This is a genomic window from Neobacillus cucumis (genome assembly GCF_023715505.1).
Window position 1 is genome coordinate 331,940 of record NZ_JAMBOH010000001.1, and the last position, 11,431, is coordinate 343,370.

15 protein-coding genes are annotated in these 11,431 nt (G+C 37.6%); 3 read left to right on the plus strand and 12 right to left on the minus strand.

Annotated elements, in window-relative coordinates; genetic code table 11:
* Position 1: 1 nt before the first annotated feature.
* The 11 genes from cmk to M3226_RS01775 form a co-directional block, all read right to left on the minus strand.
* Positions 2-676, minus strand: coding sequence for a (d)CMP kinase (cmk, locus tag M3226_RS01725; protein WP_251561986.1), 675 nt, complete (start codon positions 674-676; stop codon positions 2-4).
* A 234-nt stretch (positions 677-910) separates the two neighbouring features.
* Positions 911-1,093: a DUF5359 family protein gene (locus M3226_RS01730; protein ID WP_251561989.1), complete on the minus strand. Its 183-nt coding sequence runs from the start codon at positions 1,091-1,093 to the stop codon at positions 911-913.
* A gap of 108 nt (positions 1,094-1,201) precedes the next feature.
* Entirely contained in the window at positions 1,202-2,551 is a 1,350-nt protein-coding gene (gene ypeB, locus M3226_RS01735) for a germination protein YpeB (protein WP_251561990.1), read from the minus strand.
* A 14-nt stretch (positions 2,552-2,565) separates the two neighbouring features.
* Entirely contained in the window at positions 2,566-3,312 is a 747-nt protein-coding gene (gene sleB, locus M3226_RS01740) for a spore cortex-lytic enzyme (protein ID WP_251561993.1), read from the minus strand.
* Between the two features lie 133 nt (positions 3,313-3,445).
* Positions 3,446-4,138, minus strand: a complete 693-nt coding sequence (prsW, locus tag M3226_RS01745; RefSeq protein ID WP_251561995.1) for a glutamic-type intramembrane protease PrsW — start codon at positions 4,136-4,138, stop codon at positions 3,446-3,448.
* A 96-nt stretch (positions 4,139-4,234) separates the two neighbouring features.
* Positions 4,235-5,191, minus strand: coding sequence for an asparaginase (locus M3226_RS01750; RefSeq protein ID WP_251562346.1), 957 nt, complete (start codon positions 5,189-5,191; stop codon positions 4,235-4,237).
* 6 nt (positions 5,192-5,197) lie between these two features.
* Positions 5,198-6,175: a YpdA family putative bacillithiol disulfide reductase gene (locus tag M3226_RS01755; RefSeq protein ID WP_251561996.1), complete on the minus strand. Its 978-nt coding sequence runs from the start codon at positions 6,173-6,175 to the stop codon at positions 5,198-5,200.
* A gap of 133 nt (positions 6,176-6,308) precedes the next feature.
* Positions 6,309-7,589, minus strand: a complete 1,281-nt coding sequence (locus M3226_RS01760) for a Glu/Leu/Phe/Val family dehydrogenase (RefSeq protein ID WP_251561998.1) — start codon at positions 7,587-7,589, stop codon at positions 6,309-6,311.
* Positions 7,590-7,788: 199 nt separating this feature from the next.
* The gene (locus M3226_RS01765; protein ID WP_251562000.1) at positions 7,789-8,370 is read right to left on the minus strand and encodes a genetic competence negative regulator; all 582 of its coding nucleotides are present in this window, start codon (positions 8,368-8,370) and stop codon (positions 7,789-7,791) included.
* A 79-nt stretch (positions 8,371-8,449) separates the two neighbouring features.
* Positions 8,450-9,172, minus strand: a complete 723-nt coding sequence (locus tag M3226_RS01770; protein WP_251562348.1) for a metallophosphoesterase — start codon at positions 9,170-9,172, stop codon at positions 8,450-8,452.
* Positions 9,173-9,246: 74 nt separating this feature from the next.
* Positions 9,247-9,615, minus strand: coding sequence for a hypothetical protein (locus M3226_RS01775; RefSeq protein WP_251562002.1), 369 nt, complete (start codon positions 9,613-9,615; stop codon positions 9,247-9,249).
* Positions 9,616-9,795: 180 nt separating this feature from the next.
* Between M3226_RS01775 and M3226_RS01780 the strand changes: the two genes are divergently transcribed.
* Genes M3226_RS01780 through M3226_RS01790 form a run of 3 tightly spaced genes read left to right on the plus strand, consistent with a single transcriptional unit; the run spans position 9,796 to position 10,891 of the window.
* Positions 9,796-10,026 carry a spore coat associated protein CotJA gene (locus tag M3226_RS01780; RefSeq protein WP_251562004.1) on the plus strand — a complete coding sequence of 77 codons (231 nt, stop codon included), beginning with the start codon at positions 9,796-9,798 and terminating at the stop codon, positions 10,024-10,026.
* Complete coding sequence (locus M3226_RS01785) at positions 10,023-10,283, plus strand: spore coat protein CotJB (protein WP_144563016.1); 261 nt, start codon at positions 10,023-10,025, stop codon at positions 10,281-10,283. Before M3226_RS01780 ends, M3226_RS01785 begins: the two co-directional genes overlap by 4 nt.
* Before the next feature lie 38 nt (positions 10,284-10,321).
* Positions 10,322-10,891 carry a manganese catalase family protein gene (locus M3226_RS01790; RefSeq protein ID WP_235740302.1) on the plus strand — a complete coding sequence of 190 codons (570 nt, stop codon included), beginning with the start codon at positions 10,322-10,324 and terminating at the stop codon, positions 10,889-10,891.
* 32 nt (positions 10,892-10,923) lie between these two features.
* Here the strand turns inward: M3226_RS01790 and M3226_RS01795 are convergent, their stop codons facing one another.
* The gene (locus M3226_RS01795; protein WP_144563018.1) at positions 10,924-11,379 is read right to left on the minus strand and encodes a DUF2663 family protein; all 456 of its coding nucleotides are present in this window, start codon (positions 11,377-11,379) and stop codon (positions 10,924-10,926) included.
* Positions 11,380-11,431: the final 52 nt, after the last annotated feature.

The window sequence follows — 11,431 nt, forward strand, 5'->3', positions numbered from 1 at the left end:
CTCAACCAATCCTTTCATTCACCAGTGTCATTATTTTTCCGACAACATCAGGGATGGTCAAAGAGGTTGTGTCGATTTCGATTGCATCACTTGCCTTCTTCAAAGGAGCTACTTCTCTTTCTGAGTCGATCTTATCCCGCATAGCAATTTCTTCTTTTAATTTTTCCAAATCAGAAGGGAAGCCTTTCTCTAAATTTTCAGCATGCCGCCTTTCAGCTCTCTCTTCCACACTTGCTAGCAAAAATACTTTTACTTCTGCGTTTGGTAATACATGCGTTCCAATGTCACGTCCATCCATCACCACACCTCCAGCAGTGGCAAATGCCTGCTGTCTCTTCACCATTTCTTGTCGAACTTTTGGCTGTCTTGCGACATAGGACACAGAATTGGTTACGTCAGCAGAACGAATCAAATCCGTTACATCAAGGTTGTCAAGAAAGACCAATTGCCCTTTAGTGGATGGTTTCAGTTCAATATCTGTCGATAAGAGCGTGGCCAATAATGCTGCTTCATCTTCCAGATCGAGTTGGTTAATGATAGCTTTATATGTTAATGCTCTGTACATCGCACCTGTATCAATATAAATATAAGAAAGATTTTCTGCCACAATTTTTGCTACTGTACTTTTACCGGCTGCGGCTGGGCCGTCAATTGCAATTGATATTTTATTTTTCATAAATCCTCCTAATGCACTCATGATCGTCTCATCTACCTTATTTATTTTACCACAAGATAAGGATATGCCTCTTTTTTTTATCTTTTTAATAAAAGAAAAATCCAGATTTAAACCTATTTTTAATATTATAATTGCCAGCCATAATCCATAAAAAAATAGGAAAGTATAAACCTTCCGATTAGAGGAAGTCTTTATACTTTCCTATTTCATTTGTTCATGCAATACCTTGGGTTGCTAGTCTTTCCCCTGAAAGGTTTGCAGAATATCGGTTAATGTATTTTCATTAACTCCTTCATACTTTGTTAAATTCTTTATTTGCGGAAAGATATTCATCTGGTGGAGCAGGAATTGTGATAGAAAGAGAAAGAGAAATTGAACTATCACCAATTTTATTAAAAATCTCTCTACCTTTTTCATGCCAATCACCCCAATATGGATATGTTCTTAGTATTGGAGCAGACTACCTAATTTATTCTTTGGTCAGACAATACGGACTGATAAAAAAGGGAAATAGGCGTGTTTTCCCTATAAAACATCTTCGTACGTTGCTTCTGCATTTTTCAGTTTTTCTACTTCCTCTTCTAATCCTGTTTTAGCATTAATAAAGATTCGGTACGTATCATCGCCCAATGTCCCTAAGAACTCATAGCACAACACATCTTGATTTATATCATTAGTAATCAACGCTTGACGTTGTTCCATTACCTTTAATTTTGGATTTACTTTAGCCCGAGCTTGTTCAAGAGTGAGAGCAGGTTTTTCAATTGTCCGAGTTTGAAATGATTTTAGGTATTCTTCAGCGGAGACACCAATTATATCGCCATTATCCAGTGCTACTTTGACTTTCACTGCTTCTGGATAGATTCTCACACCATTTATATTTGTAACAAAATCAAATACTCCAACATTATCATACTGAGTGCTCTCAAATGTTTCCAAATTTCCAAATCCATTCTCCTTCAAAAATGCTGCAGCCTTATTGTTGGCATCATTTAAACTCAAAGATTGTTTTTTTATATCCCGATTATTAATAAACCAAATCGGATGCCCTGCCTTTTTAGTAATATCCATACTTGCCTCTTGACCTGCTTTTTTATTTTCGATGGATATACTGTAAAAACCAAAATCAGAGCCCTTTCCATTGTCCGTGACTTTTACATTGGCATTTCCATCAATTTTTATATACCTTTTCGCAATTTGGATAGCGTCTTTTCTAGTAATGGTTTTCCCTTTAATTTTCTTAAAGTTTTCATCCTTCTTTTGCAGATTGGAAAAGGTAGGGCCCATATCTGATTCTTCATAGCCTGAGACTGTTTTTTCAACGGTCTTAAAACCATCAATGATCGTATTGTCGGTGTTCTCTTTTCCGGAGGCAAGTGCGAGTTCCACATCCATCCAACGAAGATTATTTTTCAAAACCATATGCTGTACATTTCGCAGCTCGTTTTGAATATCACCAGACTGCTTGTAAAGTACTTGAAGCGTTTTATATTCCTTATCTGTTAATGGTTCCTTCGATAAATCTCTAACTGCCGTCCGATAGCTAAAATTTCCAATATTAGCCAAAAACTCCTCTGTTTTATTGAACGGCAATAATGTTAACGGCAGCTGTCCGACATCGCTATGTGCCTGCGAAGTAAGTCTCCATACTTCTATTAAGGAGGGAGATAAGGATTCTTTGGAATTCATCGCAAGTGTAGTCCCAATTTTATCATTTAATAAATCCATCCGATAAGAAAGATTGTGGAATGCCCGTTGATAATTGTTTTCTGCATTGATTAGTACTGCATTTTTTTCCTGATGTTCTTGGTAACCCCAATAAGCCGTTCCCGCAATACCGACAGCGAGAACGCCTATCAACATTCCTCTAATCAATTGAACTCACCCCTTTATTTACAGAAAATATGCTTGCCAATTCGTTTTATTTGCGGTCTGCCCCAAATCCATCCACTTGTGGCAGTGGCTGGATTAAAGTAGTACAATGCTTCTCCCGTAGGATCCCATCCATTAATGGCATCTATTACCGCTTTTTTGGAAGATTCATTTGGTGTCAGCCAAATTTGCCCATCGGCAACAGCTGTAAAGGCACCAGGTTCAAAAATCACTCCGGAAACTGTGTTTGGAAATGATGCACTATTTACTCGGTTCAAAATTACAGAAGCTACTGCTACCTGACCAATATACGGTTCTCCTCTTGATTCACCGTGAACAGCATTGGCCATTAAGCGAATATCATTTTGTGAGTAACCTTTTGGTGTATTTAATGCTGTCGGTTTTTTTGCAGCAGCCTTAGGTGGAGCAGATTTTTGTGCGGTTTGTTTGTTATATTTGGTGGCTTTTGTTAATTTTACTTTGGTTGTAGCTCCTGCAATTCCATCAATTGGAAGACCAAATTCATATTGGAAATTTCGTAATGCCCAATACGTCCCCCATCCAAATACCCCATCTGTTTTTCCATGGTAAAAGCCTATATACTTGAGCCTTGATTGAAGCTCAATTACATCCTCTCCTACCGCTCCTCTTTGAATTACTTGATTTGAAAAGGCATGTACCTTTTGCCCCTCCAAAAAAGAGACTGGTATCGTGCATGTAAAGAGTAAGATGAACAATCTGATTAGGATGCTTTTCTTTATCATGGATTAATAACCCCCATTATGAATCTTTTTTACATTAAACCTATTTTTTGTTTTATTGGTGTTTTTATTCCATTTCATGCAGAAAAAAACCCTCCAACAATATGTGAAGGGTTTTAAAATGATTTGAAGTTGGTTAAACAGGTGCTTGTGCCTTTTGTTCTGGATATTGTTTTTTAAAATGATTGGCACTTAAAATTTTTGCTTTTTTTACTTTACGCAACCCAAACCACCAAAGGAAAACCATAAATGGCAAAATAATATACAACCAGTTTTCAAGTGAAATTAAAATAAAGTCATAGGATCCATGCAAAAGAATTGGCAAAAGCAGCGATAATAATATCCATTTTGCTTTATTACCCTTAGTAAATTTTGCTTTTCCAAGATAAAAGCCCATAATAACGCCAAATAAAGCATGACTTGAAACCGGTAGTAAAGCACGAGTCATCGCATGCTCAATTCCATTAGCCACTAAATAAAAGATATTTTCAACAGTTGCAAAACCAAGGGAAACGGATACGCCATATACAATACCATCAAACGGTTCATCGAATTCAACATGCTGATATATAAGATAAAATAGGATAAACCATTTAAAGAACTCTTCCAAAATGCCTGATCCAAAAAAGGCATCAAATAAATCGGTTTTTAATAACTGCTCCGTTTCCAAAACATGTTGGATAAACATAATTGGAAAAACGAGCAGAACTCCATACAAAAATGTCCGAAAAACCAAGGAAACAGGCTCTGGTTCATATTCATCTTTTAAATAAAAGTAACTAAGTAAGGCCAAACCTGGAGCAATTGCGGCCGATAATATTCCAAGCATTCTGGACCTCTTTTCCAATCCTTTTTCTTAATGGTACCATGTATAGCCCGCAAAGAAAACGAAAGATTCATTCCAGCTGCCGAGTTAGACCACATTTTAAAAGTTGATGTTTTCTAGGCCGCTGGCTAGCGAAACAGCTAATTTCATCCTTGCCTTCTTAGAATCATTATCACTTCCAAGAATAACTCCCTTTTTATAAAGGTCATATGCACTACCTTCATAATCATAAGTTGTATAGACAGCTCCTTCTTCAGCACTGGTTGTAATGACTAATTTTATCCCTGCCTTTATGGACCTTTCGATTTCTTCCATCATTTTCGGAGCTACTTGGCCTCGCCCCACTCCTTCAAGAATGATTCCAGCAACACCTGCTTCTCGGGCAGCTTTAATAAATTTCCCATCTGCTCCGATATAGCACTTAATAATTTCTACATCAGGAATTGGGGATTTTATTTGATAATGCTCTCTTCTTATCGGTTTCTGGAATACATGGACATTGTCATTATCAATGATTCCAAGGTAGCCGAACCCAAATACATTAAATCCTTGGATGTTAGAGGCATGTTCTTTTTTGACGTATCTGGCAGCAAAAATTCGTTCATTAAAAACAACCACTGTGCCAACATTATGTAAATCCGGTGAACAAGCAGAATAGATAGCATGGCGCAAATTAATGAACACATCACTGCCTAACTCTTCCGGTGAACGCTGCGAGCCTGTGACAACAACAGGACGGTGGTCGTTAATGGTTAGATCAAGAAAGTAAGATGTTTCCTCCATTGTATCTGTCCCATGGGTGACAACAATACCTGAAACGGTCTCATCCTTAAAGTAATCCTCTATTTTATTCCTTAGAACGACTAAATCGTCAAATGTAATATGTATACTCGCTTTTTGAAAAACAGATTCAACAATTACTTCTATTTCATTTGGCAGATTACACATTGCAGCCAGTTCTTCACCAGTTATAGCTCCCGAAGCTAATTTTCCAGAGGTTTTATTTGGTTTGCTGGCAATCGTCCCCCCGGTTGTTAATAGAACAACCTTTTTCATCATTCATCACCCTTTACCATCAATATCTAGTATAGCTTGTGCGATTTGTCCGCCATGAAAACGGCCATTTTCTATAAAAATCTCATTTGCATTATTTCCTGCTGCAATCACACCAGCAATAAAGATCCCGCTGATATTGGTTTCCATTGAATTTGGGTTATAAAAAGGTCTTCCTGTTTCTTTATCAATTTTAATACCCATCTCCACTAGGAATTCATGATCAGGATGGTATCCAGTCATCGCAAAGACAAAGTCATTTTGTATGGTCCTTAGTTCCCCATCCTTAACATATATTACTTGATTAGCTCTAATTTCTTTTACATCTGCTTGAAATTCCATCGTGATGATCTCATTTCTTACTAATGATTCAAACTCAGGCAGAATCCATGGTTTTATACTCGGTGAATATTCCTTGCCACGGTATAAGACCGTTACTCGAGCTCCTGCCTTCACTAGCTCAAGTGCGGCATCGACACTTGAATTTTTACCTCCAATGACACAAACATCTTTATCAAAATAGGGATGTGCCTCCTTAAAATAATGGAAAACCTTTGGTAAGTTTTCACCTGGCACATTCATATAGTTAGGATGGTCATAATAACCTGTTGCGATCACAACATAACGAGTCTCATATGTATCTTTATCCGTCTTGACCTGGAATAATTGTTCCTCTTTAGGTTTAGATACTGATGAAACTGTTTCAAAGGCATTAATCCGCAGCTGTTTACGCTTAGCAACTTCCCGATAATACACAAGCGCCTGGTTCCGTTTGGGCTTATAACTATCTGTAACAAAGGGAAAACCGCCAATTTCTAATTTTTCACTTGTACTAAAAAAGGTTTGATGGGTGGGATAATGATAGATGGAGTTTACAACATTACCCTTTTCGATTATTAAAGGATTCTTCCCAATTTCTTGTAAGGCAATCGCTGCTGCTAATCCACAGGGACCACCGCCAATAATGATAATATCTTCTATATGCATTAAGCCCAACTCCTTAAAAACGGAATACTTATATGAAAGGATATTTTACTGCAAAAAAAATCTCCTACCGTAACATGATAGGAGATTTTTCATTTAGTTTCAACAAACAAAACTTTAATATCGTTGAGGTAGATTAAATCCAGCCTCTAAATCGGCTGGCTTCAGCCATTTTCCTTACCCCGACCATATAGGCAGCAAGCCGCATATCAACCCTGCGTGTTTGTGCAGTATCATAAATATTCTTGAATGATTTCACCATTACTTTTTCTAGCTTTTCTTCTACTTCTTCTTCCGTCCAATAATACCCTTGATTATTTTGAACCCACTCAAAATAAGAAACTGTTACGCCGCCTGCTGATGCTAATACATCTGGAACAAGTAAAATTCCCCGCTCAGTTAAAATTTCGGTTGCTTCTAAGGTGGTCGGACCATTCGCAGCCTCAACCACAATTTTCGCTCTAATATTATGGGCATTTTCTGCTGTAATTTGATTTTCAATTGCGGCAGGAACTAGAATATCGCAATCGAGCTCAAGTAATTCTTTATTCGTAATGGTATTATTAAATAATTTTGTTACTGTGCCAAAGCTGTCCCGTCTATCTAAAAGATAATCAATATCTAGACCATTGGGATCGTGCAGTGCACCGTATGCATCTGAAATACCAATTACCTTTGCACCAGCATCATGCATAAACTTAGATAAATAACTTCCCGCATTTCCAAAGCCTTGAACAACTACCCTAGCTCCTTCAATTTGAATGCCCTTCTTTTTTGCCGCTTCACGAATACAAATGGTTACACCTTTTGCAGTTGCAGATTCGCGTCCATGTGAACCGCCTAATACGAGCGGCTTCCCTGTGATAAATCCAGGGGAATTGAACTCATCAATACGGCTATATTCATCCATCATCCAGGCCATAATTTGTGAATTAGTAAATACATCAGGAGCAGGAATATCCTTTGTTGGTCCAACAATTTGGCTGATAGCTCTCACATAGCCACGGCTAAGTCTTTCAAGCTCTCTAAAAGACATATCACGCGGGTCGCAGACAATACCGCCTTTCCCACCACCATATGGGAGGTCGACTATCCCGCATTTCAAACTCATCCAAATCGAAAGGGCTTTCACTTCAGTTTCAGTTACATCAGGATGAAAACGAATACCACCCTTTGTTGGTCCCACTGCATCATTATGCTGCGCACGGTACCCTGTGAATATTTTAATAGAACCGTCATCCATTCTTATGGGAATTTTCACTGTTAGCAAACGTAATGGCTCTTTTAAGAGCTCATATACTTCTTCAGGATAACCTAACTTTTCAAGGGCTTTATGTATAACTGTCTGTGTTGATTTCAACACATCGTGCGGCTCTCCCTCTTGATTAGTTTGACCATTTGCTTTTTCGGCTACCATTTGAAATCCTCCTAGAAAAAATGCTTTACGAATGTGTCTTCTTTCAGAGACAAGTATACACGTTTAATGGATTTATGCAAGAAGAAAACATACGCCTAACCCATATTTGTAAACGCTTTTATTAAACGAAAAAACTTTAAGAACACGGGGATTTTTAAAGGGGCATTCGCCCCTTTAGTATGATACCGATTTTAACAAGTTATTTAAAAAAATGAATGATCGTTTCAACCGCAAACTGTTTCATGACAGGTTTTCCATATTCAGCAAGTACATATGAACTTATAATGGACGGAGTTCCAAACTCCGATAAAATACAGGCCGCTTTTTCCTTTTTATCAGCTTCGACATGCTCCATTAGAAGGTAATAGCGACTATGCATCCAAAAGAGACTTCCTCCATAAATGTCTACAATGGAAAGTCTTTTGGCTAGGCCGACTAAATCCTCAAATTCACTAAACTCATATAAGAGATCATCGCATCCCTCAACCCTTACCTGCATTTCGATATAACCATCATATAATAACTCTTCATCGTCCTTTACCTCATCAACGGTAATGATTAAAATCATTCCTTGGGCCTGAAGAGAGAAAATTTCTACAGCTACAGAACCCTGGATATCAACATCAAATTCCTCACTTGCCTCTTCGAGCATATCATGAAAAAGTTGATTCCATTTACTTGAATCCTTCCAAATATCCTCTTTTGAAAGTCCTCTTTCAAATAAATCATCAGAGGTTAAAAAAATTTTTATTTTATTGGCCGTTAAGCGTTCTAAGCGCATGCTTTTGCCCCCTGCCGTGACGTAACTCTTGTTTTTTAGTGTATGCCGCAGGGGACTATTGGTGAATTGTCTACTCACCCTATCTTTCCGTTCCTCGTTTTAATGTAATAAGATGTGTTTCGGCAGGGGCACCTAACCTTAAAGGAAGAGTCGTTGTTCCATACCCATTACTAATTAAAAGAATGGTATTTTCAAGCTTTTTTATCTTACCTTTTTCAAAAGGGCTATACCCTAGGATATGTATTTGTCCTCCATGAGTATGTCCGCTCAGTACCAAACGAATATTATGCTCTGGCCGGATCTTTTCTGTAATCGTTGGAATATGACTAGCTAATATTTTAAAACTGCCTTCTTCCGCATCCATTAGGGCAAAATCAAGCCGGTCTCTCTCTTGGCTGCAGTCATCAACCCCGAGGAGAGATAATTGATCGCCACGGTTTGACTCAAAAGTTACAGCTGTATTATCCAAGACTTTTACACCTATATCAAGTAAAGTAGCATCCAATTTCCGAAAATCCACTTCATAATCATTGTTTCCCCAAACAAAATACACAGGGCCAATTTGTTTTAACTTCTCTAAATTTTCCTTTACTTGTGGAAATGGTACCCCCTTTTCGGTTAAATCTCCTCCAATAATAACAAAGTCCGCTTTCCCTTTTACATTTTGAATGATTACATCTGAAATAACCCGTCTATGAATATCTGAAATAAAAAAAATGGATACTTTGCCAAAAGAAGCAGGAAAGTCTGGAAATGCTAACTCATGCTCTACTACTTTATTTAAAAAGGCCTCTCTTAACATAAATAAGAGGAGAAGGATACCTCCCACAAACAAAAACACAATTGTCCCCCATATAATCACTTGCTCTCCTCCTCTTACAGTTCTACGGAAATCATACCATAAAGAAGACTTAAACTAAAAAAGACAAGTGTGTGCTCCCAGCCGATTTGGAAAAGAAGTATAAAAACGATAAGCAGACCAATATATTCGGTGAATAACTGTATCATCCATCTAAAATGCCTCACCCAGCCTATTCCTGTTCGATCTCTTAATTCTCGGATAAATTTACCGCTGCAGACAATCCCGAAAAAAAATGCCAATGCAGCTGCAATAAACTTTAAAGGATTGAGGACAAGGGTAATTACAAAATCTGAAAGTACAAATGGATGTTCGATTGGTACCCATTCAATCAGTAAATATCCACATATAAAGATAATCAAAAGCAGCGAAATTCTTTTAAACATAATAATCCCTCCCATATAGTGTATGAGAAGGATTGTTTTTCTTTACCTCTTACGAGTTTTAGTCTTCTTATGATATACTCCTGCAATTTCATTTAATAACTCATTTTATATTAAAGATTTTGTCATGTATCTAAATTAATCTCATATGTTTAAATGATATCGAATAAAGGGAGGGCGACTATGAATACACATGTAAGAACCTATCATCCATACGCTAGTCCGTTTGACCCTTGTAGGCCAATACTTGAAAAAGCATACTCCACCCCACCAAATTTATATATGGGCTTTCAGCCGCCAAATTTACCTCAATTTACGCCACAAGAAGCACTTAGGGCAGGGACATTATGGAAGGCCTTTTATGACCCCTGGTTCGGCCCGCTTGAACCAGGTAAAGGGGGACTCCCGCAATGAAACAAGTTCCTGCGGAATATTATCAACTGATGGAACAGCTTCAAACAGTGGACTTTGTATTAGTTGAATTAACCTTGTATTTAGATACGCATAATGATGACCTAGAGGCCATTAATCAATTTAATCATTATGCCAAAGAGAGAAAACGGATAAAAAAGTTATTTGAAAGCCAGTTTGGACCTTTACAGCAATACGGGAACAGCTACTCTGGATACCCTTGGAACTGGGATGATACACCATGGCCATGGCAAGTTTAAAGTGTAAGCAGTAAACAACGTTCAAGGGAGGGGCTATAATGTGGATTTACGAAAAAAAGCTGCAATATCCTGTACGAGTTAGTTCGTGTAACCCAAGATTGGCGAAATATTTAATCGAGCAATACGGCGGTGCCGATGGAGAATTAGCTGCTGCACTCAGGTATTTAAACCAAAGATACACAATTCCCGACAAGGTAATCGGCCTTCTAACTGATATTGGAACAGAAGAGTTTGCTCATCTTGAAATGATTGCTACAATGGTCTATAAATTAACTAAAGATGCTACACCTGAACAGATAAAAGCCGCAGGCATTGAGGATCATTATGTTGACCATGACAAAGCATTATTCTATCATAATGCCGCGGGTGTTCCATTTACTGCCACTTATATTCAAGCTAAAGGGGACCCAATTGCAGACCTCTATGAGGATATTGCAGCTGAAGAAAAGGCGCGGGCTACTTATCAATGGATTATTAATATTAGCGATGATCCCGATTTAAATGATGGATTAAGATTTTTACGGGAAAGAGAAATTATTCATTCACAGCGCTTCCGTGAGGCCGTCGAAATCTTAAAAGAAGAGCAGGGCAAAAAGAAAATCTTTTAATTGGTAATAAGAAGCAGTTGAAGGTCTGCTTCTTATTTTTTTTCATGATATAAGTTAATATCATATTGCTTTTTCATTATTTCAAAAACAACATGGCGGTTTTTCCATTCCTCCTCCTTCTTCCACAAATCTTTACTTCGATCCACAATCTCGCATCTCAATTCTTGATATTCCTTTTCCTTTTTTTCCTTTTGCTGTTTTAACAGATTCATTGCCCCAAACCCAACTATGATGAACGCCAAAAAATAAACTGCAACTGAGTCATTTAATATTGCTGACAACATGGATATAAAGTTATAAGAATATTGTTTAACAAAAATAATATAGAAATAAAGTGAAAAGATAAACGTCAAAAAAAGCGTTCCATAAATCGAAATATAATGCCACTTTTTCACATCATCGAATTTTTTCTTTCTCTTTCTCACGTTTTCTAACATTTGCTTAGTCGCTTGATCGGTATATTCAAGGTGTTGGATTGGTGTATCCATCTTGTCACCCTCCCTATTTCAGATATATATATTTATGTTCTTGTCCAAAGAT